At 53.1% G+C, this 24085-nt stretch carries 24 protein-coding genes and 3 tRNA genes; 13 read left to right on the forward strand and 14 right to left on the reverse strand.

Going from position 1 to position 24085, the window contains the following annotated elements:
* Position 1 precedes the first annotated feature (1 nt).
* Genes C1714_RS05545 through C1714_RS05570 form a run of 6 tightly spaced genes read left to right on the forward strand, consistent with a single transcriptional unit; the run spans position 2 to position 5798 of the window.
* A complete protein-coding gene (locus tag C1714_RS05545; protein WP_102342255.1) occupies positions 2-1252 on the forward strand; it encodes a shikimate kinase in 1251 nt (416 codons plus the stop codon).
* A gap of 1 nt (position 1253) precedes the next feature.
* Complete coding sequence (gene aroF / locus C1714_RS05550) at positions 1254-2270, forward strand: 3-deoxy-7-phosphoheptulonate synthase (protein ID WP_102342256.1); 1017 nt, start codon at positions 1254-1256, stop codon at positions 2268-2270.
* Between the two features lies 1 nt (position 2271).
* On the forward strand, positions 2272-3537 hold the full coding sequence (aroA, locus tag C1714_RS05555; RefSeq protein WP_102342257.1) for a 3-phosphoshikimate 1-carboxyvinyltransferase: 1266 nt from the start codon (positions 2272-2274) through the stop codon (positions 3535-3537).
* The gene (locus tag C1714_RS14405) at positions 3534-4862 is read left to right on the forward strand and encodes a type II 3-dehydroquinate dehydratase (RefSeq protein WP_245305060.1); all 1329 of its coding nucleotides are present in this window, start codon (positions 3534-3536) and stop codon (positions 4860-4862) included. Before aroA ends, C1714_RS14405 begins: the two co-directional genes overlap by 4 nt.
* A 35-nt stretch (positions 4863-4897) precedes the next feature.
* Entirely contained in the window at positions 4898-5287 is a 390-nt protein-coding gene (locus C1714_RS05565; protein ID WP_102342258.1) for a NusG domain II-containing protein, read from the forward strand.
* A complete protein-coding gene (locus C1714_RS05570) occupies positions 5277-5798 on the forward strand; it encodes a Gx transporter family protein (RefSeq protein ID WP_102342259.1) in 522 nt (173 codons plus the stop codon). The genes C1714_RS05565 and C1714_RS05570 overlap by 11 nt, the downstream gene beginning before the upstream one ends.
* Before the next feature lie 39 nt (positions 5799-5837).
* Here the strand turns inward: C1714_RS05570 and C1714_RS05575 are convergent, their stop codons facing one another.
* Entirely contained in the window at positions 5838-6248 is a 411-nt protein-coding gene (locus C1714_RS05575) for a bis(5'-nucleosyl)-tetraphosphatase (RefSeq protein WP_102342260.1), read from the reverse strand.
* On the reverse strand, positions 6245-7726 hold the full coding sequence (locus tag C1714_RS05580) for a sucrose-6-phosphate hydrolase (protein ID WP_102342261.1): 1482 nt from the start codon (positions 7724-7726) through the stop codon (positions 6245-6247). Before C1714_RS05580 ends, C1714_RS05575 begins: the two co-directional genes overlap by 4 nt.
* 127 nt (positions 7727-7853) lie before the next feature.
* Here C1714_RS05580 and C1714_RS05585 point away from each other — a divergent pair.
* A tRNA-Glu gene (locus C1714_RS05585) sits at positions 7854-7930 on the forward strand.
* 2 nt (positions 7931-7932) lie between these two features.
* Positions 7933-8006, forward strand: a tRNA-Trp gene (locus tag C1714_RS05590).
* A gap of 558 nt (positions 8007-8564) precedes the next feature.
* Here C1714_RS05590 and C1714_RS05595 read toward each other — a convergent pair.
* Together C1714_RS05595 and C1714_RS05600 are read right to left on the reverse strand one after the other, a co-directional pair.
* The gene (locus C1714_RS05595) at positions 8565-9899 is read right to left on the reverse strand and encodes an IS110 family RNA-guided transposase (protein WP_210115260.1); all 1335 of its coding nucleotides are present in this window, start codon (positions 9897-9899) and stop codon (positions 8565-8567) included.
* A 129-nt stretch (positions 9900-10028) separates the two neighbouring features.
* Complete coding sequence (locus tag C1714_RS05600) at positions 10029-10334, reverse strand: hypothetical protein (RefSeq protein WP_102342262.1); 306 nt, start codon at positions 10332-10334, stop codon at positions 10029-10031.
* A 204-nt stretch (positions 10335-10538) separates the two neighbouring features.
* Here C1714_RS05600 and C1714_RS05605 point away from each other — a divergent pair, with 204 nt between their 5' ends.
* Both C1714_RS05605 and C1714_RS05610 read left to right on the forward strand, forming a co-directional pair.
* Complete coding sequence (locus C1714_RS05605; protein WP_102342263.1) at positions 10539-11528, forward strand: phosphodiester glycosidase family protein; 990 nt, start codon at positions 10539-10541, stop codon at positions 11526-11528.
* Entirely contained in the window at positions 11528-12607 is a 1080-nt protein-coding gene (locus C1714_RS05610; RefSeq protein ID WP_102342264.1) for an NTF2-like N-terminal transpeptidase domain-containing protein, read from the forward strand. The genes C1714_RS05605 and C1714_RS05610 overlap by 1 nt, the downstream gene beginning before the upstream one ends.
* A 70-nt stretch (positions 12608-12677) precedes the next feature.
* Here C1714_RS05610 and C1714_RS05615 read toward each other — a convergent pair whose 3' ends face one another.
* Entirely contained in the window at positions 12678-13862 is a 1185-nt protein-coding gene (locus tag C1714_RS05615) for an NAD(P)-dependent malic enzyme (protein WP_102342265.1), read from the reverse strand.
* 78 nt (positions 13863-13940) lie between these two features.
* Between C1714_RS05615 and C1714_RS05620 the strand changes: the two genes are divergently transcribed.
* Positions 13941-15350, forward strand: coding sequence for a class II fumarate hydratase (locus C1714_RS05620; protein WP_102342266.1), 1410 nt, complete (start codon positions 13941-13943; stop codon positions 15348-15350).
* Positions 15351-15402: 52 nt separating this feature from the next.
* Positions 15403-18000, forward strand: coding sequence for a GmrSD restriction endonuclease domain-containing protein (locus C1714_RS05625; RefSeq protein ID WP_102342267.1), 2598 nt, complete (start codon positions 15403-15405; stop codon positions 17998-18000).
* On the opposite strand, the gene C1714_RS05630 is transcribed toward C1714_RS05625, so the two are convergent.
* Entirely contained in the window at positions 17982-19208 is a 1227-nt protein-coding gene (locus C1714_RS05630; protein ID WP_245305061.1) for an A/G-specific adenine glycosylase, read from the reverse strand. The two genes, C1714_RS05625 and C1714_RS05630, sit on opposite strands and share 19 nt — an antisense overlap.
* Between C1714_RS05630 and C1714_RS05635 the strand changes: the two genes are divergently transcribed.
* Positions 19209-19282: transfer RNA gene (locus C1714_RS05635), tRNA-Gly, on the forward strand.
* A gap of 223 nt (positions 19283-19505) precedes the next feature.
* Here C1714_RS05635 and C1714_RS05640 read toward each other — a convergent pair.
* From C1714_RS05640 to C1714_RS05670, 8 genes are all read right to left on the reverse strand, one after another.
* Positions 19506-20192 carry an MT-A70 family methyltransferase gene (locus C1714_RS05640; protein ID WP_210115261.1) on the reverse strand — a complete coding sequence of 229 codons (687 nt, stop codon included), beginning with the start codon at positions 20190-20192 and terminating at the stop codon, positions 19506-19508.
* A 20-nt stretch (positions 20193-20212) separates the two neighbouring features.
* On the reverse strand, positions 20213-20848 hold the full coding sequence (locus C1714_RS05645; RefSeq protein WP_102342269.1) for a BglII/BstYI family type II restriction endonuclease: 636 nt from the start codon (positions 20846-20848) through the stop codon (positions 20213-20215).
* A gap of 96 nt (positions 20849-20944) precedes the next feature.
* Positions 20945-21127 carry a hypothetical protein gene (locus C1714_RS13840; protein WP_135567892.1) on the reverse strand — a complete coding sequence of 61 codons (183 nt, stop codon included), beginning with the start codon at positions 21125-21127 and terminating at the stop codon, positions 20945-20947.
* Positions 21128-21418: 291 nt separating this feature from the next.
* Positions 21419-21847, reverse strand: coding sequence for a hypothetical protein (locus C1714_RS05650; RefSeq protein WP_102342270.1), 429 nt, complete (start codon positions 21845-21847; stop codon positions 21419-21421).
* A 74-nt stretch (positions 21848-21921) separates the two neighbouring features.
* Entirely contained in the window at positions 21922-22182 is a 261-nt protein-coding gene (locus C1714_RS05655; protein ID WP_102342271.1) for a phage holin, read from the reverse strand.
* A gap of 15 nt (positions 22183-22197) precedes the next feature.
* Complete coding sequence (locus C1714_RS05660; RefSeq protein ID WP_102343155.1) at positions 22198-22857, reverse strand: N-acetylmuramoyl-L-alanine amidase; 660 nt, start codon at positions 22855-22857, stop codon at positions 22198-22200.
* 58 nt (positions 22858-22915) lie between these two features.
* Positions 22916-23182 (reverse strand): hypothetical protein, encoded by a 267-nt coding sequence (locus C1714_RS05665; protein ID WP_102342272.1) that lies wholly within the window; start codon positions 23180-23182, stop codon positions 22916-22918.
* A 15-nt stretch (positions 23183-23197) separates the two neighbouring features.
* A complete protein-coding gene (locus tag C1714_RS05670) occupies positions 23198-24085 on the reverse strand; it encodes a leucine-rich repeat domain-containing protein (protein ID WP_102342273.1) in 888 nt (295 codons plus the stop codon).

The raw sequence follows: 24085 nt of genomic DNA on the forward strand, positions 1-24085 counted from the left end.
TATGGAATATGGACTGATCGGAAATCCGCTGGGCCATTCCATATCGCCGGCGATTCATGCCTGCTTTCATAACGGTATCGACTATCAGCTTCATCCGGTTGAAACGGAAGAAGCACTGAAGCAGTTTCTCGAAGAGAGAAACTTCAAGGCCGTAAACGTCACGATTCCCTGGAAACAGAAGGTGATCCCCTATCTCGATGAACTCGATCCCGCCGCAAGGGCGATCGGCGCAGTGAACTGTATCGTCAACGACCACGGCCGTCTTACCGGCCATAACACGGATGTGTCCGGTTTCAGGCAGATGATGGAACGCAATCATGTATCGCTTTCCGGAAAGACCGCCGTACTTGGCACCGGAGGTGCCAGCCACGCGGTCTGCCAGGCTGTGGTGGATCTTGGCGGATCGGTTGTCCTTGTCAGCCGGCATCCGCGGGAAGGAAGTCGATTTTCGATGCTCAGCTATCCGGAACTGATGGCTTCTTCCTTCGATGTCCTCATCAATACGACGCCGGTCGGTATGAGTCCCGACTGTGACGCTGCTCCTGTAGAAATCGGGAAGCTCAGTTCGGTTCATACCGTGGCTGATATCATTGCCAATCCATTGCGTACAAAACTTCAGTTTGAGGCTCAGCTGGCCGGGAAGAAGGCGTACGGGGGACTGGAGATGCTCGTGCGTCAGGCGGCACGGGCACAGGAGCTGTTTTTTGGAACAGCCGTTGATGAGAAAACTGTGATGAGCTGCCTCTGGCAGATGAAGATGATGCAGTCGAATGTTGTTCTCATCGGCATGCCTTCATCCGGCAAAACGGTTGTTGGACGGATGCTCGCGCAGCAGCTTGGCTGGGACTTTGTGGAGATGGATGCGGAACTTGTGAAGCGCTTCGGAACCAGCATCCGCAATGTGTTTGAAACGAAAGGTGAGACATGGTTCCGTGACCAGGAAACGAAGCTGATTGAGGATCTTCGCTCGAAGAAGCGTACCGTAATTTCGACGGGCGGCGGCGTGATCAAGCGCGTAGAGAATATGCGGATGCTCGCAGAAAACGGAGTTGTCATCTGGCTGGACCGCAGTCCCATGCTTCTGCACGGGACAAGTGAGCGGCCCCTGAGTCCGGATGATGATGCGATCCGCAGGCTGTATGAGGAGCGTCTTCCGCTCTATCGGCTGTACAGTGATCGATGTGTAGAGAATAACGGGCAGCTGAATGAAACTGTCCGTGCGATTGAAGAAATTGTAAGGGGAGAAAACTGAAATGATTATCACATTAAAGAAAGATGCACCGAAAGAGGAAGTCGATGCGCTGATTCAGCGGTTCAACGAAATGAACCTGCAGGTTCATATGATTTACGGAGACAGCTTCAATGTCTTCGGCCTTGTCGGTGATACGACGCGCCTGGATGAGCGCGATATTCTCGCTAATGAGTGGGTTGAGAATGTGCAGCGTGTACAGGCTCCCTACAAGCTTGTCAATCGCATGTTCCATCCGCAGGATACGATCGTCGATGTCGGCGGAATCAAGATCGGTGCCGGGCAGAAGGTTGTTCTGATGGCCGGTCCGTGCGCCGTTGAAAGTGAAGAAGGCGTCTGCGAAATCGCGAGGGAAGTCAAGGCGGAAGGTGCCGAGATTCTGCGCGGTGGTGCGTATAAGCCGCGTACGTCGCCCTACAGCTTCCAGGGCCTTGGCTCCGAGGGAATCAAGGATCTTGTCGAGGCGCGCCGTGAGACGGGGATGCCCATCGTGACGGAGCTGATGAGTGCTGATCACCTCGATGAGTTTGTTGAAAATGTTGATCTGATTCAGATCGGTGCCCGCAACATGCAGAACTTTGATCTTCTTAAGGCCGTGGGCCGTACGAAGAAGCCGGTCCTTCTCAAGCGCGGCATGTCGGCGACAATCGAGGAGTGGATCATGAGTGCGGAGTACATTATGTCGGAAGGCAATCCGAACGTCATCTTCTGTGAGCGCGGCATCCGCACCTTCGAGAAATATACGCGCAATACGATGGATCTGGCCGTGGTTCCGATCATCCATGAAAAGACGCATCTGCCGATTGTGATCGATCCTTCCCATGCGACGGGCGACTGGAAGCTGGTCAAGCCGGTATCGCTGGCGGCGATTGCGGCAGGTGCCGACGGTCTGATCATTGAGTGCCACAATCATCCGGAATGTGCGCTTTCCGACGGTATGCAGTCGCTGAAGCCGAATCATTTCGGCGATCTGGTGCGTGAAGGAAGAGCGGTAGCCCGCGCCATCGGAAGGGATCTGTGAGATGGATGTAAAGGTGTCGGGACGTCCCCGTGCCCGGGCCATCGTTACTGTCCCTGCCAGCAAGTCAATCTCACACCGTGCCTTGATTGCGGCGTCACTTGCCGAAGGAACTTCAACGATCCGGCGGCTGGTTGATAATGCGGATACGCAGGCAACGATCCGGTGTCTGCGCCATCTGGGAGCGGATGTTGAAAACGCCGGTGACACGATCCTCGTTTATGGGAAGGGAATCAGCTATGATGGCGAAGTTCTTGACTGCTCAGAGTCGGGATCGACGCTTCGCTTTCTGATTCCGATTGCGGTGGTGCAGCAGCGTCCGGTTGTCTTTACGGGACATGGCCGGCTGATGCACAGGCCGCTTGATGTATATGCGGATCTCTTTGCAAGGGAGAATCTTCCGTTTGCCCAGGCTGGTGAATATCTGCGGGTGCAGGGGCCGCTTTCTGCTGGAACCTTTGATATTGATGGCTCCATCAGTTCGCAGTTTATTACGGGGCTGCTGTTTGCGCTGCCGTTACTGTCAGGTGATTCTTTGATCCGGATCCGCCCTCCGTATGAGTCACGCTCCTATGTGGGACTGACGGAGCAGGTCCTTGTCAGATCCGGCCTGGAGATTCAGGATGATGGACTCACGATTTTCATCAAAGGCAGTCAGCACTACCAGCCGATCAACGTGAGCGTGGAAGGCGATGCGTCGCAGGCCGCCTTTTTCGGTGTCCTTGCCGGCATCACGGATACTTCCATCACGCTGCAGGGCCTGAACCCTGCAAGCAGACAGGGAGACATGGCATTTGTGTCAGCCCTGGAGCGTGCCGGTGTCATTGTCGAAACGAGTGCTTCAGGTGATGGCTTTGGCATTTCGGGTGCAGGAAAATTGCATTCCGGAACGATCGATCTTGCGGACTGTCCGGACCTTGGGCCGGTGCTGTTTGCGCTGGCGTCGCAGTGTGAAGGAACGACGGTATTTACCAATGCCGGAAGGCTGCGCGTTAAGGAAAGCGATCGCATTGCGTGCATGGAAGAAGAAATGGGTAAGATGGGCTGCGATATTTCATCGACCCGGGATACCGTAACGGTACGCGGCAGGACGGCGGTCCGTGGTAATGTGGAAGTAGACGGGCATAATGATCATCGCATTGTGATGGCGCTTGCGGTACTAGCCGGATGTGCGGATGGTCCTGTGACGATTCACGGGGCCGAAGCCATCAACAAGAGCTATCCCGGTTTCTTCGATGATCTGAGGCTGACAGGCATGGAGGTTCAATGATGCTGGATACGGACACAAGGATTGCGGTCGTTGGTCTTGGTGTACTTGGCGGCAGCTATGTGCAGGCGCTGCACTCTGCGGGCTTTTACCATGTGATCGGCATTGATATTGATGCGTCGACGATCGAAAAGGCGAAGGAGCGCCACTGGATTGAAGAGGGCGGGAATGATCCTTCGCTTGTAAAGGATGCGGACCTGGTGATCTTTGCGCTGTATCCTCATACACTGATCCACTGGCTTGAGGAGAATGGGCACTGGATTCATTGCGGGGCACTGGTCAGCGATGTGACCGGTGTGAAGCGGCAGATCATTGCGCAGGTCAATGCCCTTCTTCCGGACGGTGTGGAGTTTATCGCCTGCCATCCGATGGCGGGACGTGAGAGCCGCGGCATTGATTATGCGGACGCATCGCGCTTTGAAGGAGCCAATTTCATCATTGTGCCGACGGCTGAGAATACAAGAGCAGCCATTGATACGGCGCATTCGCTGGCCGAAGCACTCGGCTTTACGCGCATCAGCGTACTGTCTCCGGAAGATCATGACCGGATGGTCGGCTTTCTGTCGCAGCTTACGCATGTGATTGCGATTTCGCTGATGAATGCAAGCGACAATACGCACCTTGCGCAGTATACGGGTGACTCGTTCCGCGATCTGACGCGGATTGCGAATATCAATGAGGATCTTTGGCCGGAGCTCTTCGTCATGAACAAGGACAATCTTCTGCGGGAGATTGATGAGTTCGATGCGGAAATGAAGCGGTTCCGCAGCCTTCTGAAACAGGATGACTATGCGGGCATGAAGGAAAAGATGCGGACGGCGACAGAGCGTCGGCGGCTGTTTGACAAGCCGAAGAAGGAAGTGAAGGCGGCAGATATGAAGCGGATTATGTTCATTAACGGGGCAAATCTCAACCTGCTCGGCATCCGTGAGAAAAACCTGTATGGAAGCGAGTCCTATGAGGATCTGATTCATCTGATTGAGACGGAAGCGAAAAAGCGGCAGGTGGCGGCGGATTGCCGGCAGTCGAATCATGAAGGGGATCTGGTGGACTGGATTCAGGAAGCCTATTTCAAGCACTATGACGGGGTTGTGATCAATCCCGGTGCCTATACGCATACCAGCCTGGCTTTGGGGGATGCAGTTCATGGGGTCGCGCCGCTGCCTGTCGTAGAGGTGCATATTACGGATATTGATGAGCGTGAAGCGTATCGTCACATTTCCTATGAGGCGCCCTACTGTCTGGCACAGATCAAGGGCCATGGCTTTGCGGGCTATATTGAGGCGATGGATCTGATCCTGAAGCAGCCTGAAAAAGCGGGAGAGTAAAAAAACAGGCGGCGGCATGTTACAATACTCGCGCTATGAAAAAGAAAGAAATATGGATTCTGGTCCTTGTGGCGGTTGGTGCGCTGGTTGGTCTGCTGGTGCTGAATCATGTGAATACGCTGTATACCGGTTCTTCGACCAGCGGCGATTTCAAGTCGGAAAGCGGTGTGACGGTGGCTGTTCAGCATGCCAGTGACATTGTGCTGGAGTTCGATCCGGCGGTTGATGCGATCTATACGGTGGATGGTGATTATGGCGGACTGCAGATCGAGGTGAAGGACAACCAGTGGCGGGTCATCAATGAAAAGTGCCCGAACCACATCTGCGCTTCGATGGGCTGGGCAAACAAGGACAGCCTGATTCCGATCACGTGTCTGCCGAACAATATTATGATTTTTGTGGAGTCATCGAACGATGCGAATTGAACGGACGCGGCGGTTTACGTATCTTGCGATGCTGTCGGCGATGGCGATTACGCTGAATCTTCTGGAGACAGCGATTCTGCCGCCGGTTTTCGGCTTTTTCAGAGTCGGCCTCGCCAATATCATTGCGCTGGTAACGATCCGGATCCTTGGCGTAAAGGATATGATCATTGTCAATGTGATGCGGGTCGTGATCGGTTCGCTGCTGAGCGGAACATTCCTTGGCAGTATGTTCTGGATCAGCTGCGGGGGAATTGTTCTTTCTTCGCTGGTTCTGATTCTGCTGGACCATCTGCATTCGTCGCTGCTGTTTACTTCGGTGTTCAGCTCGATTGCGCATTCGGTGGGGCAGACACTGGTGGTGATGGTGTTTTATATGCAGCCGGGGATTCTGGCGATTCTGCCGTACTTCCTGCTGATTTCCATTCCGACGGGATTGTTGACAGGAACGATTGCGAAGCTGGTGCTGAAAAGGATCAAGCCGCTGCGCAAAGATGCCTGGAAAGAAGAATGATGGTAAGAAACAGCCTTTCGGGGCTGTTTTTTTGCGGCGTTATTTCTCCGCCAGGAACTTTGCGGCCTGTACAAGCAGATCACGGTCATTGGGGTAGGTGATCATGGCCATGGCTTCGTCGTAGGTGAACCAGTCCATGCCCTGCAGTTCCTCTTTCTGTGCCTTTTCCTTTCCGCTTTCATATGCGGCAAGAAAGTAGACAACATCCTTCGAGACACCCGAGGAAGGAGAATAGCTGAGCGTATGGCGGAAGCCGTCGAGGAAGGTGACCTTGAGGCCGGTCTCCTCCTTGATTTCACGCTTCGCTGTTTCATGCTCCGTCTCATTTTCTTCGACATGACCTTTCGGGAAGCACCAGTGGCCCTGCACCTGATGGATCAGCAGATACTGTACTGTTTCATTGTTGCGGCGGATAATGACGGCGCCGCAGGATTTTTCTTTCTTTGTCATATGGTCATCGTATCCTTTGTTGCGCGCTTCAGTGTCCACATGCGCAGAAAGACGTCGCCGTGGATCTGGAAGCTGTTTTCGTTTTCATCTGGAAAGACGCGGCTGGTAAAGACGGCGTCTCCATCATTGACGAAGATTTCGACGCTGCTGTGATCGATGAAGATGCGCAGATGCGTCAGACCGTTCGGCAGGCTGCGGGTACGTGCTTCACCCTGATCTTCGTTGAAGCGGCGATCCATGTGGGAGCGATCGACGGTGATCTGGCACTTTGCCTGGTTGAAACTGATCTTGAGGCCGTCTTCCCCGTTTTCTTTGGCGAATAATATCAGATCTACATCCCCAGGCCGGCAGTAGAATTCCATCTCACAGCTTTGCGGCAGCGGACACAGTTCACCACGATCTGCTTTGGTGACGTCGAGCTCCTGATCGCGCAGCTCCTTTAACTGCGGAAGCGGCTGCTGAACCAGACGGCGTCCGCGGATGCGGAGTTCGCGCGGCAGAGTGAGGCATCCGGACCAGTTTTCTTCATCGGTCGGATAGCTGCTGTCAGGAAGTCCCATCCAGGCAATCAGAATGCCCTTGGACTCATCCTGCACATTATTGGCAAAGGCGGCGGCGTAGGAATCAAAGCCGAAGTCCAGGACATGGAACTGGGTCTTTGGTGTAAAGGTCAATGTGTCCCAGCTCATATCGCCGATGATATAGCCGTTGTGGTTGGTGGAGCTGCCGCGGCCCGCAATTCTGAGATGCTGGGGGCAGAAGAGGAGGATGTCCTTTCCGCCGATCTTTTCGATGGTGGGGCACTCCCACATGTCGCCGAAGGATTCGAAGCCGGGCACTTTCAGTTCGCCGGCGAAGTTCCAGCCATGAAGCAGATCGTCGCTTTTATAGACGAGGACGCAGCCGGTCAGATTCTTTTTCCTTTGGGCGCCGAGAAGGATGTAATAGGCGTTCTGCTCAGGATTATAGAGAATTTTCGGATCCCGCTGATGTTCCGTGTAATCCGGATGGGCGCCGAACAGTGGGAGGGGATACTTTTCGGTCCAGCCATCGTCACGCAGACGGGCAAGGCAGGTGTACGGGTGGCGGACCCAGTTTTCGTCGCGGCTGTTGCCCGTATAGTAGAGATAGAGCGAGTCGCCGATCGGCATCGCGGAACCGGAGTAGACGCCTTTATTGTCATATTCCCGATCCGGCATCAGGCAGACGCCGAGGTTCTTCCATGTCACAAGGTCATCGGATACGACATGGTACCAGTACTTGAGGCCGTGGACAGCTCCCCAGGGGAACCATTGGTAGAACAGGTGCCACTGGTTGTTGTGCCACACAAAGCCGTTCGGGTCATTCATCAGGCCCGTGATGGATTGGACGTGATAGGTTTGCCGATAGTTGGAGCGGCTGGTTTCCTGGTGCAGGGTCCAAAGCTCCTGCGGATCCTTGAGCGGGCGGTATCGTTCTTCGCGTGTCCAGTTTTTCATAAATGTTCCTCTTCGCTGATAGTATACTTTCGCCGGTCTGAATTTTGGGGGTTTGTCGAGAATTCTGTTTCATTTGGCTGTTGCCCTGTTTTTTTGTTTGTGCTAGTATAGCTAAGCAATCCTCGATGGCGAGTTGGTGAAGTGGCTTAACACACCGCCCTTTCACGGCGGCATTCACGGGTCCGAATCCCGTACTCGTCACCATTAGGGGTGTCGTACAATGGTAGTACAACGGTCTCCAAAACCGTTGATGGGAGTTCGATTCTCTCCACCCCTGCCATTGATTTATAACAAGGCCATTATGCAGAAATGCATCTGCGTAATGGCCTCCCTATTGTGTCAAGAAATTTTTGGCTTGAAATAAAGCTTTTTTGAATGTACCTCGAAGTACTTGCCGCGGTTATGGAGTAATCATTTCCTGCATTGGATGCGAAATCATAGAAAAGTGTGTACGACGAAAACAAGAACGTCTGACTTTTTCAATAAACAGCACTTGTTCTCCCATCACTTCTATGGCGGCGAACCTCCCGTGTCTACCAGGATCACTGCGTACTGCACAGGTCCCAACTTCCTTCGTTCCGCTTGTCCATAACCTGGGCGTCGGCTAAGCTTTTTTACGGGATTAAATCCCAAGGTCAATATATCTGCCAACTGCTGGCTTGTACTTTGTCTTTTGAATCTGCTGACTTACCACGACAGCGCTGCTTGCGCAGCGGACGTTAGCCTGTCATGGCTTGCCGGTAATGCTGAACTGCCTTATCATCCGTCGATCACAAGGCAGATCTCAATGTCTGAGCTTCAGGCACTCAGATCTGCCTGTGACATATTTCTTTGATTCTTACGCTGCAGCCGGGCGAATAATGTCTGACGTCATCTTCCGACCATCGTACGGAGTTCCTGTTGTCAGAATCTTGTAGAAGACTCTCATTGCTTTACAACCGACCGCAATCAGAGACTGCATCTTCTTTAACGGGTTCTCCGCACGCGTTGTGTAGTACGCATGGATTGCCGCAAAATCTCTGTTTCGACTAATCAGTGATATTGCCAGCTGATATACGCACCACCTTAATCTCTTGCGCCCCCGATAGCTGATCCCGCTCTCTCCGTTATGCTTGCCGGAGCTGTCTGCTACGATCGCAAGTCCAGCCAGCTTCTGAAGAGCCTTGGCATCCTTGATTCTGCTGATATCTCCGACCTCAGCCACAAACGTCAGTACCGAGATCGTCCCAACACCGGAAATATTGAGCAGTTCTCTGGTGTTTGGGATCTGCCACAGCAGATCAGTTACTTCTTCCATGATTCGATCCACTCTTGATTCGTACGTCTCCAGATCATTCAGAAGATCCATCAATTCCATCCTTGCGGATTTTGAGGCTTCTTTCCTGCCAATACTGTTCTTCGCTGCTTCGTACAATTTCTCTGCTCTTCGTCTGCCTGTCCCCCGGACTTTGTTATCGCTCCACACCTTCAGGATGCCGTCAATCCCTGCTGCCACAATATCCTGCGGAAGCGGATATTTCTTCAGAATCATCGTTCCTGTCACATTGTAGACGTTGCCATACACATCAAGGTATTCCGGAAAGTAGATGGAAAACCATCTGGCAACTCTGTTTTTGGTTCTTGTCAGTTCTTCTACTGCACGGATCCTCTGATTCGAAAGTTCCCTGATTTCCGCATAAACTCCTTCAGGAATATAGGGAAGACAATAACGTCCGTCACTTGCCAGCCCCGCTATTACCTTCGGATCTTTGCGGTCATTCTTAGAAGGATCGTTATCATCCAGTTCCTTTGACTTTTTGACTGCAGCCGGATTAACCTGCGCAAGAATCATTCCGCTGTCCTTGATGTACGTCCCCAAATTCATCCAGTAATGACCCGTCGGCTCCAGCGCAACGATGATGAATTTCATTCCATTCCTTTTTGCCAGATCCTCTGCCCAGGCTTTGAATGCCTCAAAGCCATCTTTAGTGTTGGTAAACTTGAACGGCTTGCTGGAAAGCTCAATTTTCCGGTTGGTGAACGCTCTTGCATAATGATTCTCGCTGCCTACGTCTACACCGATCACCATCATGTCATCCGTTATGAATGCGATTTTAGAATTCTGATCCCTAAGTTCTTCCGTACCAACTTTTGTATTTGCGGATTTATTCTGCTTTTCTGTGTTATTCTTCATATGTACCTCCGTCAATTGTTTCAGCTAACCGTCAGTCAGCAGATTCAATTGTACCCGAGGTACTTTCTTTTTCTTTACTTTACTCAGCCTCCGTGCCTGTGATTGGCAGCTTCCTGTCACACTTAAATGTTACAGGAAGCTTTTTTTACGCCCGGGTTTGTTTCCGGGCTTTGGGTGATTCGTGGAAGGCGCCCCGGAGAGGGGCGAAAGATATTCGTTGAAGAATACTTCCTTTCGGATCAGAATTCCCGGAATCACGATATCCGTCATTGGACTGCTGCGAAGGGCGTAGCCGCTGAAGGACTGGCTGATGCTGCAGTCGCCTTCGGGGCCGGTCCATCGGTAGATGAGATCCCTTCTTGCCGGGGAAGAGGTACGGCGGAAGCCTCGGTTGAGATGATCGGATTCTGTACCCGGCTGATCGATGGCGAGCAATACCTTTTCCTGATTTATGTCCGTCTCCTCTCGATCTTAAGAACTGATAGTAAATGTTTTAACATTCGGGGAGATGCCAGATTCTCTACGTGTCAGAGAAAACTTGGCAGTGCGGCAGGTATTCTTTCGGGGATCTTAAGGAAATGAGGTGTGTCAGTATGGGGCCTGCGTTTTATAATATTTAGGACTATTGGGAGACATTGTATGGGGAAAAAGAAAAGAAAGCAGAAGGGCATGCCCCTGTGGCTGCTGATTCTTCTGTGCGCCATTGGCGTTGTGGGCGCGGGGCTCTATGAGCTGCGGGCTTATTATAAGGAGAAATTCCGCGGTTCGGCGGCAGCCTACAGTCGTCAGCAGATCCGTGGTCTGGAAGAGGGCAGCACGGAATACAAGATTGCCCGCTGGTTCTATACGGATGAGGAAATCGCCAGTATCCGGGACAATACGGTGACGGTGGATGAGAGTCAGGAAACATCGACGCTGGCAAATGATGACGATGGCATTGAGATCGTTCCAGTGTACGGTTCGACGTATGAGGGCTATCTTATGCTCATTAAGAATGCGGAAGATCTTTCGGTTGCGGTCAACCCGTATCTTTCGACGGGACAGGCGGCGCCGGATCTTGATACGTATGTCAGCATGTACAATGCGGCAGGCGGCACGAATGCGGGCGGCTTCCAGGATGCGGGCGGTACGGGCAACGGCTCGATTCCGCAGGGCATCGTGATCCATGACGGCAAGCTGGTGTATGGAAACGGTGACACGTATATGGATCTGATCGGCATTACGGAGGATCATCATCTGATCTGCACGCAGGCGACGGGAAATGAATTCCTGTCCTGGGGTGTCAAGGAGGCAGTGACCTTCGGACCGACGCTCATTAACAATTACAAGGTCGCATGGACGGGCGGTACGGACAGTCTCAACATTCTGAATCCGCGTACGGCCATTGCGCAGGCGGGCGATGGAACGTTCATGCTGCTGGTGGTCGATGGCAGAGGTCCCAGTTCCTTCGGCGCCAAGTATGAGGATGTGATTGAAATTTTCCAGAAGTATGATGCGGTGATGGCTGCCAACCTTGATGGCGGCAACTCGACGGCGATGATCTGGAAGGGCAAGTATGTCAATACGCCGGTATCGATGTACGGTTCGCGCAATCTGCCGACCGTATTCCTTGTGAAGGGAGACAACTGATGACGAAAGTAAAATATCCGGTTGCGATCGCCATCATTGCGGCGCTGACTGCCGGTACGGCGGTATTTGGTTCGATCCGCGTACGTCAGGCGAAGGAAGAATTTGCGGCAGAGGAAAGGAAGCTGCCGGAATCGGCAATTACAAACTATCTTCAGCAGCTGAAGGATCAGGATTATCACGCGGTGTATGAGGATGCGCAGCAGGTGGATCCCAACTTCAATTCGGAAGCCGACTATACGGCAAAGCTGCAGGAAGTATATGACGGCGTAGATCTCGATGCGCTGCAGTATACGGGTCTCGACAATTCCGACGGCTCAAAGGACTACAAGCTGTACAGCGACGGAAAGTTCCTGGCAACGCTGCGTCTGAGAAAGAATGCGGACGATACGTGGCTGGCGGGAACGATCTTTGTCGGCGACCAGAATTATACGATCGAGGTTCCGACAGGACTTTCGATTCTTGCCAATGGCATTGCCGTTTCGAAGGATTACTGCAAGCAGACCGGTGTTGCCGCAAGCAACTTCTCCGGTCTTGGTGATCAGAGTCTCGCGCCGCTGGTGGATGTTTATGAGCTGGACAATCTGCTTGGCGAGCCGACGATTGAAGTCGACGGGGACAGCAGCTATGGCGTATTGAAGGATGTTCTGACCAATAACCTCCTCATTGGCAAAACGAGCAATGATGCGGATCTTGCGCAGACGATGATCGATGATATTGTGACCTGTGCGAAGTTTACGGCGCAGGAAGCGACCGTGGCACAGGTTGGTGCAATATCGGTCCGCAATTCTGACTGGTGGGACAGAATCTCCACGATGCCCAACACCTGGTTTACGTCACACAGCACTTCGAACTTCTCGAACGAGCAGGCCTTCAACATCATTCAGCAGAGCGATGATACGATGGTCGGCTATGTCACCTTCGACTACTATGCAAGCAACGGTACGGTGGATCGGACATGGAATGCCGGCTATCAGGTGACGTTCCTCAAGGAGGGCGGGACCTGGAAGATTGCATGCATGGCTGTTGATGCGGAACTCAATCCGGCACGTACCAGCTACTTTGAAGATCTGAACAGCTGACAATTGAGAAAAGATCAGGAACTGCCGCGGCCTTTCCGGTCCGCGGCAGTAGTTTTTATAAGGATGATGGTTACGGTTCGACGCTGCGTGCTGAGCCGCTGGCAATGGCCGCATCAGCGACGGCTTTGGCGACGGCGGGACATACACGCTTATCAAAGAGAGAGGGGATGATGTTTTCTCTGTTCAGTTCATCGTCCCTGATCAGGGAGGCGATGGCACGGGCGGCGGCAATCTTCATGTCATAGTTGATGTCGCGGGCATGAACGTCAAGGGCGCCGCGGAAGATCCCCGGGAAGACGAGGACATTGTTGATTTGGTTGGGCATGTCGGAGCGGCCGGTGGCCATGATGGTGACGCCTGCTTTGATTGCTTCGTCGTACATGATTTCCGGCGTCGGGTTGGCCATGGCGAAGACGATGGGGTCCGGATTCATTTCTCTGATCCACTCTGGTTTCAGGGCGTGGGCGACGGAGACGCCGATAAAGACATCGGCACCTCTAAGTGCCTCCTGCAGGTGTCCGCTTCTTCCTTCGGGGTTCGTGATTTCAGCGAGGCGTATCTTGTGATCTTTCAGTCCTTCGGGACGCGACTTGTTCAGGATTCCGTGTTCGTCGCAGGCGATGATGTTTTTTACTCCCAGGTGCATGAGCATTTCGATGATGGCGGTACCGGCGGCACCGGGACCGTTGAGGACGACATGGATGTCTTCCATCTTCTTGTGCACGATCTTAAGGGCATTGATCAATGCGGCTGAGACGGCGATCGCCGTTCCGTGCTGATCGTCGTGGAAGACGGGGATGTCCAGCTCCTTTTCCAGGCGCTGTTCGATTTCGAAGCACCGGGGACTGGAAATGTCCTCCAGGTTGATCGCTCCGAAGGTCGGGGCAAGATATTTGACGGTCTTGATGATTTCTTCGGTATCGGTCGTATCGAGGCAGATCGGGAAGGCATCAACATTGCCGAACTGCTTGAAGAGGATGGCCTTTCCTTCCATGACCGGCATGGCGGCTTGTGGACCGATATTGCCAAGACCAAGCACGGCTGTACCATCGGAGACGACGGCTACCAGATTTCCCTTGGCGGTATATTTATATACGTCTTCGGGAGAGGCGTGAATGGCCAGACACGGGGCGGCGACACCGGGCGTATAGGCGGTGGAAAGTTCGTCGCGGTTGGTGACGGGGACCTTGGATACGATGGCAACCTTGCCATGGTGCCGGGCGTGCATTTCAAGTGATTTTTCGCTGTAGTCCATAGTTGTTTTCCTCTTGTTTTCCATCTCAGTTTAGCAGTTCGGCAGGAAACTGGTACGATTGCTGTAGGAGGAAGAAGGATGCGGGACGATGAATACCGGATCGAGCGCGATTCGCTGGGAGAAGTGAAGGTGCCGGCCGACTGTCTCTGGGGTGCGCAGACGGAGCGGTCGCGACAGAATTTCCCGATCGGCGTGGGACATGAACAGATGCCGCAGGAGATCATTCATGCCTTCGGATATCTCAAAAAGGCATGTGCGTTGGCAAACGGCGATCTTTCGCCTAAGATGACGAAAGAGAAGATGGATGCCATTGTCGAGGCATCGGAAGAGATCCTGTCCGGCATGCTGGATGATCAGTTTCCGCTCGTCGTGTTTCAGACGGGCAGCGGTACGCAAACCAACATGAACGTCAATGAGGTCATTGCCCATGTCGCAAACGCCAGGGCGCATCGTTCCCTGTTACATCCCAATGATGATGTAAACCTGTCGCAGTCAAGCAATGACACCTTTCCAAGTGCGATGCACATAGCGATCGTGCTGGAAGTGGAACGCAGTCTTCTGCCGGCGATGGATGAAGTGATCCGCGTTCTGAAGGAGAAGGAAGCAGAAAACGCCGGCATCATGAAGTCGGGGCGGACACATCTGATGGATGCGGTGCCGGTCGCCTTTTCGCAGGAAATATCAGGCTGGCGGGCGGCGCTGGAAGAGGATCGGGCCATGCTCGTAGAGACGCTGGATCATGTGCGGCAGCTGCCTGTCGGCGGGACGGCGGTCGGTACGGGTCTCAATGCGCCAGAGGGCTTTGACAAAGCGGTCTGCCGCTATATCAGCACCTTCACGGGGACGAGGTTCATTCCGGCTGAAAACAAGTTTCGGGCCTTAACGATGCTGGATGATGTTGTTGCGGTGCACGGTGTAATCAAGGCGAGTGCCATGGATATGATGAAGATGGCCAATGATGTGCGCTGGATGGCAAGTGGTCCGCGCAACGGGCTTAGGGAGATCCGGATCGCGGCCAATGAGCCTGGCTCTTCGATCATGCCGGGAAAGGTCAATCCGACGCAGTGTGAGCAGGTGACGATGGTTGCGGTGCAGATTCTCGGCAATGATGCGGCCGTATCCTTTGCGTCAAGTCAGGGAAACTTTGAGCTGAATACCTATCTTCCTGTGAGTGCCTATAATGTGCTGCAGTCGATTCGTCTTCTGGCAGATTCGATGCGCACCTTCGCTGCACGGTGTCTTGCAGGAATGGAAGCGCGGAAAGAGACGATGGAAAACAATCTGCGGCGCAGTCTGATGCTCAGTACGCTGCTGTCACCGGTCATCGGCTATGCCAGGGCCGCCGAGGCTGCACAGAAAGCCGACAGGGAGAACTGTACGCTGAAAGAAGCGTGTCTATCGCTCGGGTATCTCGACGGGGAAACCTTCGATGCCCTGTTTGCGCCGTTTTTGAAGCCGGAAAATGAATCGCCGGAAGGCGAAAAGTGAGCCGTTGGCCTTGTGCTACAATGGGCTCTTGGAAAAAGGAGTTTGAAGATAAATGATAAAACAGCCGGTCAGAACAAATGTTTCTGATCTGATTAAGACAACGATGGGATCGCAGTTTGTGATCCCGGTGTATCAACGAAGCTATACGTGGCGGCCGGAGGCGGAGACGGCACGTCTGATGGGAGATATTCAGGATCTTCTTAAGGATCGCAGTGCGACCCATTTTCTCGGCATCATCATTTCGATGGAGACGGATGTGTCGGCGATGTTCAAGGAGATCCAGATCGTGGACGGTCAGCAGCGTCTGACGACGTCGTTCATCTTTCTTCTGGCGCTGAAGCGGGTGGCTCTGGAACACAATAATGAAAATATTGCGGGAATGATCGATGATTACTACCTCTATAATCGTCACAGTTCCCAGGAGGCATTACTGCGGCTGAAGCCTGCCGTCGGCAATGATGATACGTTTGCGCATCTCTATTACGGTTCCTACAAGGATCTGGATCATAACCAGAAGGAGACGCCGGTCTATCGCAACTTTGATTATATTTACCGGCGGGTTGAGGAGTTTTCGAAGTCATGGTCGCTGGCGGAAATCCTCGATACGCTGGGACGGCTCGATGTTCTGTCATTTCCGCTGAGCGAGGATGATAATGCGCAGCAGATCTTTGAGTCGATCAATTCGACGGGTGCTCCGCTGACGTCTTCGGATCTGATCCGCAATTACATTCTGATGAATGATTCGAGCGGCGTTCAGGAGCGCAACTACGAGCTGTACTGGCAGCCGCTGGAAAAGAGAATTCCGGATCCGGCGCGGCTGGAAGAGTTTTTCCGTTTCTATCTTGCAGAGAAGATGTATTCGCTGCCTGCGCGGCGTGATACATATGCGGCATTTAAGAGCTGGTGGAATCTCTCGGAAGCCTCGAAAGAAGATAAGCTGCGTGACATTGCGGCAAACTGCCGCTACTATGATGCGATTTACCATGGGCCCTGTGAGGATGGGGACGTGGAGATGGCGCTCTCAGATTTCCGCTATACGGACAGTCGGACGCCGGCACCGTTCCTTCTTGGGATGTTTGATCTGAAGGAAAAGGGAACGATTTCGGGCAAGGATCTGGCGAAGGTGATCCGTCTGGTCGATACCTATTTGACACGGCGTGCACTGCTGGGGCTGGATACGTCGATGATGGGGCGGTATTTTCCGCAGCTGCTGCAGTCGGTGCTGCGTACATTCCAGCCGGGAAATAACAGTATCTATGAGGTGACGAAGCTGTGTCTTGTGAACTATAACCGGGGCAGGGCTCTGGCGATGCCGACGGATAAGCAGATTCGTTCGGCTTTGAAAGAAACCAATGCCTATAGTCTTCTCTGCATTCGTCCGGTATTGGAGAGGATTGAGCACTATGGTGCGACGGCAAAGGTGGATACGTCGGATCTGAATATTGAGCACATTATGCCGCAGCATCCCAATGCGTGGTGGAAGAAAAATTCCGGCGCAAAGGATGAGGATGAATATTCGTTCTATGCGAATCTGATCGGGAATCTGACGCTGTGTGCGCAATATGATAATACGCGGATCGGCAATGAGGATTTTGACTATAAGAAGAAGGTTCTTTCCAGGACGCTTCATATTCGTATGAATTCCGGGATTCTGAACTCACCTTCCTGGGGAATCAAAGAGATCCGCCAGCGCTGCGAGACGATGGCGAATGAGATCATTGCCATTTATCCGTATGAAAGTGCCCGTGAACAGGCGAAACCGAAACGGCAGACAAATCCAGTAATTCTGCTGAATACGCCTTCCGTGAATGCAAGGGCGATGGATCGGGGGACGCAGGGCGTTGAGGTGTTGTCCGGGTCTTCGATGCGGCCGTATGGTCAAAAGGAGATGCGCTCGATGCAGGGCATATATCGTTCCCTGATGGAGAAGGGCGTCATCTATGAGGATGAAAACGGTACGGTTCAGTTTGCGCGCAGCTGGCGTTTTACGGACCGGAATCAGGCGGCGCAGTTTCTGATGCACCGGGGTGGAGATAATACGGACGCATGGACGTATGAGGATGGTTCGCCTCTAAAAGAAACCCAGGCGGCGAAAGCAGGAAAAGAAATCAGGGAGCCAAAGGGAGATCCTACGGTAGTGAAGCAGAAGAATACGGGGGGCAAAGCTGTGTCTTCGTCGCAGGCTGCCGAGAATTCAAAGTCGAGGAAGCCGCATCAGGAAGCCTCTGTGACGAAAGGTCATAAATCATCACATTCGCATCCGGCCAGTGAGAAAAAAACGATGTCTGATCCGGCCCCTCAGCAGAAGAAGAAAGAAAATCCGGGGCGGAACGATCATGCGAAGAAAGCCTCTTCGCATCGTCCTCCATTGAAAAAGACGCATCCGGAACAAAATAAATCTGTGCCGAAGACAACGCAGCCGCTGCCCCAGGCGTCAGAGAAAAAAATGAGCGAGCCGCGGCGCCATAGTGGGAACGGTTCTTCTCACAGTTCGCGACGGCCGAAGACGATGGCTGAAAAGATGGGGATGAAGCCGCAGGTTGACTCGAAGGAGATAAAAAAAGAGGAAGAGACGGTCCGCAAGAGCGGCGGTGCGTCCTTCCTGTTACAGCTGCTGGGGCGGAAGAAGAATCATTCTTCCAATTCGTAATAGTGGATATATGCTTTGAAGGCACTGGGAACTGCGTATTTCTGCAGTTCCTTTTTTGTGAGAAAGAGGAGGTCGTTTTCCGCCTCAAGATCGGCCGCCCGCAGCTCATATGCGTGCATATGCCATTCGACGTGGGAAAAGATGTGAACGGCATCGGGGAGGGGGCGGACATGGAGAATCTGGACCTGGAAGCGGCGTTCGGCTTCATGGACAGCTTCCTGCTCGCTCAGCCACTGGTCGATGCCGGGAAATTCATAGAGGCCGGCAAGCAGACCGTGATCCGGTCGTTTTTGGAGAAGGAAGGTATCTGCGCAGCGGATGATCAGCAGGGTGCGGTTTACGATCTTTCTTTGTTTCAGTGCGCTGCGGAAAGGGATTGTATCCGTCTGGTTGTGAAGATGTGCGAGGCATGTTTTCTGGAAGGGGCAGTGATCGCAATGGGGTGGCTCGTTGGGGCCGCAGATGGTTGCGCCCAGCTCCATCAGTGCCTGATTGAAGTGGGAGACGAAGCGGGGGTGGGCATCCATTCCCTCTGCGATACAGGCATCAAGGGTTTCCTGAAGGATGGCTGTAATCTGTTTTTTGACGGTATCTTTGCGGATATCGTCGGTGATGGCAAGGCGTCGTGTCATGACGCGTAATACATTTCCATCGACGGCAGGTACAGGGATGCCATATGCCTGGGATGCGATGGCACCAGCGGTATAGGGACCGATGCCGGGCAGCGTTACGAGGATTCTGGGGTCGGATGGAAGTTTACCGGCATAGTCTTTCTGCAGGAGGATGGCGCATTTTTTAAGGCTGCGGGCACGGCTGTAGTAGCCCATGCCTTCCCATAGTTTCATGAGTTGATCGTCATCGGCTGCGGCAAGGGAAGCAATGTCGGGCAGCTGCTTTTTGAAGGCGATAAAGCGGTCGCGGACAGCTTCGACCCTGGTTTGCTGGAGCATAATTTCGCTGATCCATGTGTCATAGGGATTGTTGGTATCGCGCCATGGCAATTTGCGGTGGTGTTGTTCGAACCATTGGACAAGTGCATCAGTTTCTTCTTTGTTTAGTCTCATGTGTCTCATTTTATCCGATGCAGGAAAATAGTAAAAAACGAGGTTTCGCAGCAGTTTCGCTGATTGGCTCAAGTAATCCGTCTCTATTGATTTCGGGGCAAGACAAATGAGGCACGATGGTGTATTATAAGTCTTATCAGTCATGCATCTGTAATTCAATGGTAGAATGCGACCTTCCCAAGGTTGATACGCGGGTCCGATTCCCGTCAGGTGCTCCATAGCGCTTTCCATGCGGGGCTGCGCGGTGTTGTGGCGGAAATTGTGGCGGTTTTGATTCAGATTTCCGTTTTTGCGACCTGTTCGCGCTGGTTATGGTACTTCCCGCTTATGCCGTTCGTGCGTGTGCGCTTACGGCTTTTATTTTTCGTTTTTGAGTTTTGTTCACCTCCGTCAGCGCAAAATAAAAAGCCCTCGCGTTTTGCCGCGGGGGCGCTTTCGCTTTCATTTGCTGCTGTCAGCGCGGGTGTGGTTTGCGTATGTCGCCCAGTCCGGCTCATAATCCGCCTGCGCCTGATTGCCCCACGTGTCCCATCCCTCGCGCGTACCGCGGGCGAACAGTTCAATGCGCGGCGCGTCAGAACATGCCTCGATAAGCGGTATGAACTCATCCGGCTTTCTGCTATGCTCGCGTTTTTCGGCGCGTATGAGGTTGACCTGCGACCGCGCGGGCGCTAATGTCCGATACGTCTCACTGCGGCGCGGTGTGCGCACTCCGAACAGCAGCGGTTCAACCACGTTGCGATAATAGAACCCGACCCCGCGCCCGTCCGGTAACCCATCTTTGCGCGTCTTCTCCCAGAACAGCGTCGTCTTGTATGTGAACCCCCATGCGCGCAACACCTCCAGCCCGTCGGGTATCAGCGCAACCGGAACCCACAAATAGCAATGGCAATAATCGTCTGATATTTGCGAAACCGGCAGGCGCGCAATGTCGTCCGTCGTCATCGTACCGTAGCGCTGCAGCCGGCTATGCTCGGGCGCCACTTTTCCCGTACGGTTTGCAAATCGCCATGGCGGATCGGCGTATATCGTCCTGTAGTGCTTGCCCGCCGCCGTCTTCAGCAGGTCCGCGGCCGTTTCCTCGAATGTTGGTTCAATCATCTGCGCGTGCGTTGCCGTATTATCCATGCACTCACCGTCCTCGCCGTTTAGTCTATCACGCAGCCGGGCCCTATGCCTATAGCCAGAATAGGGCACCCGCCCTGTCGGCGCGAATCCAGACGATACGTCAATTTGCCCATCCATGTTGTGCTCGCGCCGAATTTTCCCATGACTCCGAGCCCGCGAAACAGATCATTCAGTTTCTCCGAGCGCGTCAGTATCACTCCGCAATCTATAACGCCGCAATCAAAATACGTGCGCATAGCTAATAAATCGCGGTCAAACGTCTGATCTTTGCTGTTCCATTCCAGATCCAGCGCAACCGTTCCGTTTATGAAATCTATGTTGTGGCCGTCAATGTAATGTTCCAGCGTCATATCCTCGCTTTGCGCATTCACCCTCTGCGCGCGCTGTCGGACATATTTGTGCACAATCAGATCGCCCTCAATACGGATCTCGCGCCATCCGCGGGGATATAGTTCAGCGTCGATCCGTTTCGGTATGCGCGACTCGTTACCGCCGGATGCGCGGATATCATCCCGCGATATGTGGAACGCCCGCAGGCAATCGCATATGTCCCGCCATTCGTCGATATGCGCACTCGTTAGAATTTCAAGCGCGTGCCCGTAATTATAAAACTCGTATCGCGCGTCTAACTCGTTATCGCCAATTGTTACTCGCATTGTTTCGCCCTCGCCCTCAGTTGAGATCTAATCACCGCCAGCGCCGCTTTGCAACAAGATCCGCGCGTTCCCCGTATGCGCATTTTGCGTTCAGCGTCATATTGCTCGCCTCTCCGTCGTATCGCGCAGCTCACGTTCCATCGCGCCGGCCCCGCTCGCCCGCGTCCGATATGCACTGCGCTGTTCCGGCTCCATGCGCCGTTCATAGCTCCGCGCTGTCGGCCGCACTGCTCGCGTCTGCGCCCATTCGCGCTCATCACTCGGCGCTGTTGCCGGCACCGTACGCCGTCAATATGCGCCCTCGCATTCGCGCGCTATGCGGTTTCCGCGCATTCGCCCGTTACCGCATAGCCAATGCCATAAAATGCAAAAAACAGGCAATTTTACGCGATTTCGGCGCTGATTTTTAATCCCTTTCGCCTTAATGCCCGTTATTTTTCGCGAATGGGCTTATTTTGCATGGTGTGCTTACGCCACGTTACCGGCCGTTTTTCGGGTCATTCAGGCACGAAAAAAGGGCGGGGCGCAACCGGGTCAGTTTTCTGTCCCGATAGCGTATCCCGCCATTTGTTAGTTCAGCGCGCCTGTTTTCGTCAGATCGTCATACGCTGATTTAATGTGCGCAGTCGCCGTACGCGCGCGGCTGTTGTGATACTCCGGGTGGCTGTCGCAGTACGTTTCATATGCGTCCAGCACGCGCATAATCTCGATAAATTCCTCTGTTGTGTGCTGAATTTTTCTCTGCAATTCGCCGTCGAACGTTAGAATTTTCCAGCGCATTTCGTTCACAGAATCAACCTTACGCGCGTTTTCTGCCGCGTCTGTTTTTGCGTCCAGCGCGTCAATTTTTTCTGAAAGACGGTTGATTTCCGCCATAATTTTTGCGCCATTCGGCTGAGTTTTCGCCGCGTGTTTTGCCATAATAAACTGCCCGACCCATTGCGATCCAAGCGCGGCAATCGCAACACTCGCAATGAGATCCCACGGAATTTCGTGCATAGAAAAGCCCCTTTCTGCATAAAAAAAGCCCCGGGGCCTGCAATGCATTCCGCGGGGTTAGCTTTCGCTAATAGTTACTCGCCGTCGTCAGCGCTTGCGTCGGTTTCGTCGTCGTTTCCGCCGTCGCCGCCGATGCCGTTGTTTGCCTTGTAGCTCGCATTCGATACAACAACCAGCGCGCCGATAAGAACGCCGGCCGCGTTGATCGTCTTCACGATTGCGTCAACATTCGGCCAATCCCAGAGCGGGCCAACCGCGCCAACAAATGTGGCGATTGCCGGGCAGGCAACAAGGCCGGCATATTTCAGAACGTCATAAATTTTGTTGCTGATCATAGTGTGTTATCCTCCTTATTTCACTTCAACAACCGCGTTTGCAAACCCCGCGGCGGTCAGCTTTTTGCTGAGTGCGTCTGCGTTTTCTTTGCTTGAAAATACGCCGCACTGAACGCGATATTTCGCGCTGGCGCTTGCTGTTTCCTTTGCCGTTGCGGTGTTGTTTGCATTCGCTAACTTTGCATTTACTTCAGCGCAAATGTACGCCGTCCGTGCCTTAATATACGGGCCGGGGCAGGCTGTTGCGCTGTAATCGCAATGCCGCAGCAGCGTTCCGTTTTTGCCGTTGTAGTACAGCCGCGTGATGCCGTACCGCTTGCAGATGTCAGCGCAAAGGCTGATTGTTGCGTTGAGCGCCGCGTCCGATACGGTCCAGTTCGGCGCAAATGAATTGTTAGCAACCTCGATTGTGATTGCGTGGTTGTCAGGGTTTGCGCCGCTCGTTGTCCACGGGCGATCCGCTTCAGAAACATGCTGCGTAATCGTGCCGTCGGTTGCGATGGAATACGTTGCGGAACTGCGGCGTGACCTGAATACCTGTGCGATCTGTTTTCCCGCCAGATTGCTTGCCTGATGATGGATTACGATTGCGCGTACTTTCTGTCCGGCGCGGCCGTTGCTGTGTGTTGGTACGATGAGCGTGCTATGCGGTAATGATGTGCCGATGATTGCCATACTTGCTATGCCTCCTATTGCGATCTCTATGCAAAAGAAAAGGGCGCTTATTGCGTCCTTATTCGGTGATTCCGTATTTCGCTTTCAGCGCTGCGAGCGCAGCCTCATATTCGGCGTTGCCTGCGCTGTCAGTGTCCGTATCCGTTGCGCTTTTGTCTGAATCCTGCGCAATTTTCGTTTCTGTTTCCGTGTAAGTTCTGCCGGCGTCGGCAGGGTCAATTGCCTCAACATAATCCCCCGCCGGGCTTCCTCCGTGAATGTAATATCCGGCGTCTGAGTACGTACGAATGAGTCCGCTTTCAAGTGTTTCAGTTACGATTGCCATATTGATTCCTCCAATTTATGATGCCGAATATTCTGACAGCGGCTTGATGTAGTCTGCGTATGTGCTCCAGTTGGTAGCTGTTTTGTAGCTGTCAACGAGTGCGTCAGGAACATAGATTGCGCCCGTTCCATTGCTAATTGCAGTGGCACTTAACGCGTTTTGCGCGCCGAGAGCACATACGCTATCGGATTGGCTTATGACTATGGTGCTAAGTGCCGAGCAATATTCAAACGCCTCCTGCCCTATAGTTGTGGCAATTGGGATTTTTACTGATACGAGCGATGTGCAGTGACGGAATGTGGCATATGGAACTACAGCGAGCTTCGGTAGGTCAATCTCTTTTATTTTGGGGCAATTCTCAAACACTCCCGGACCACAGGTTGCTAGCTTCGGAACGCTTATTGCTGATGCTGCGCAATATGACAGCGCGTAGTCTCCCATATATTCAACGTTTGGCATCTCTATTGATGTCATGTTCCGATTGAGCCCTAGTCCATTGCTGTATATTCTCGTTGCGGCAGGTAAACTAAGCGATTTCAATCCGGTATTATAAATTCCATAACTATTCACTGTTGTGACAGCGGGCAGGCTCAGCGATGTCATGTATGAGCAGCCATAGAACGCGTAGCCGTATACGTTAACAGCCGCCGTGAATGATGCTGATTTGAGAGCTGTAAATTCCCTAAACGCAGATCCGCCTATTGCAGTTACCCTGCTATTTTCATATGCGGTAATTTCTCTAGTAACCAAGCCGTCTTCTGCTGTAGTATCGCCTCCGCTGATTCCCTCCACGGCGGTTTTTGCTGTTTCGGCTGTCAGTGTATCAGGGCTCCCGGCTTTCGCTCTGATTGCGTCCAGCAGTGATACCCATGCGGATTTTGCCATGTATACAATATCTGCCAT

Origin of the sequence: Galactobacillus timonensis (assembly GCF_900240265.1) — a bacterium.
Taxonomy (GTDB): domain Bacteria; phylum Bacillota_I; class Bacilli_A; order Erysipelotrichales; family Erysipelotrichaceae; genus Bulleidia; species Bulleidia timonensis.

Excerpts from the sequence above, each read along its gene's own strand:
- C1714_RS05565 (WP_102342258.1), top strand. The coding sequence starts at position 4,898 with ATGAAAAAGAAAGAAATATGGATTCTGGTCCTTGTGGCGGTTGGTGCG.
- C1714_RS05595 (WP_210115260.1), bottom strand. The coding sequence starts at position 9,899 with ATGAAGAATAACACAGAAAAGCAGAATAAATCCGCAAATACAAAAGTT.
- C1714_RS05650 (WP_102342270.1), bottom strand. The coding sequence starts at position 21,847 with ATGCACGAAATTCCGTGGGATCTCATTGCGAGTGTTGCGATTGCCGCG.
- C1714_RS05665 (WP_102342272.1), bottom strand. The coding sequence starts at position 23,182 with ATGGCAATCGTAACTGAAACACTTGAAAGCGGACTCATTCGTACGTAC.
- C1714_RS05640 (WP_210115261.1), bottom strand. The coding sequence starts at position 20,192 with ATGGATAATACGGCAACGCACGCGCAGATGATTGAACCAACATTCGAG.
- C1714_RS05660 (WP_102343155.1), bottom strand. The coding sequence starts at position 22,857 with ATGGCAATCATCGGCACATCATTACCGCATAGCACGCTCATCGTACCA.
- C1714_RS05570 (WP_102342259.1), top strand. The coding sequence starts at position 5,277 with ATGCGAATTGAACGGACGCGGCGGTTTACGTATCTTGCGATGCTGTCG.
- C1714_RS05625 (WP_102342267.1), top strand. The coding sequence starts at position 15,403 with ATGATAAAACAGCCGGTCAGAACAAATGTTTCTGATCTGATTAAGACA.
- aroF (WP_102342256.1), top strand. The coding sequence starts at position 1,254 with ATGATTATCACATTAAAGAAAGATGCACCGAAAGAGGAAGTCGATGCG.
- C1714_RS05580 (WP_102342261.1), bottom strand. The coding sequence starts at position 7,726 with ATGAAAAACTGGACACGCGAAGAACGATACCGCCCGCTCAAGGATCCG.
- C1714_RS05545 (WP_102342255.1), top strand. The coding sequence starts at position 2 with ATGGAATATGGACTGATCGGAAATCCGCTGGGCCATTCCATATCGCCG.
- C1714_RS05605 (WP_102342263.1), top strand. The coding sequence starts at position 10,539 with ATGGGGAAAAAGAAAAGAAAGCAGAAGGGCATGCCCCTGTGGCTGCTG.
- C1714_RS05575 (WP_102342260.1), bottom strand. The coding sequence starts at position 6,248 with ATGACAAAGAAAGAAAAATCCTGCGGCGCCGTCATTATCCGCCGCAAC.
- C1714_RS05615 (WP_102342265.1), bottom strand. The coding sequence starts at position 13,862 with ATGGACTACAGCGAAAAATCACTTGAAATGCACGCCCGGCACCATGGC.
- C1714_RS05645 (WP_102342269.1), bottom strand. The coding sequence starts at position 20,848 with ATGCGAGTAACAATTGGCGATAACGAGTTAGACGCGCGATACGAGTTT.
- C1714_RS05610 (WP_102342264.1), top strand. The coding sequence starts at position 11,528 with ATGACGAAAGTAAAATATCCGGTTGCGATCGCCATCATTGCGGCGCTG.
- C1714_RS05620 (WP_102342266.1), top strand. The coding sequence starts at position 13,941 with ATGCGGGACGATGAATACCGGATCGAGCGCGATTCGCTGGGAGAAGTG.
- C1714_RS14405 (WP_245305060.1), top strand. The coding sequence starts at position 3,534 with ATGATGCTGGATACGGACACAAGGATTGCGGTCGTTGGTCTTGGTGTA.
- C1714_RS05630 (WP_245305061.1), bottom strand. The coding sequence starts at position 19,208 with ATGACTGATAAGACTTATAATACACCATCGTGCCTCATTTGTCTTGCC.
- C1714_RS05655 (WP_102342271.1), bottom strand. The coding sequence starts at position 22,182 with ATGATCAGCAACAAAATTTATGACGTTCTGAAATATGCCGGCCTTGTT.
- aroA (WP_102342257.1), top strand. The coding sequence starts at position 2,272 with ATGGATGTAAAGGTGTCGGGACGTCCCCGTGCCCGGGCCATCGTTACT.
- C1714_RS05670 (WP_102342273.1), bottom strand. The coding sequence starts at position 24,085 with ATGGCAGATATTGTATACATGGCAAAATCCGCATGGGTATCACTGCTG.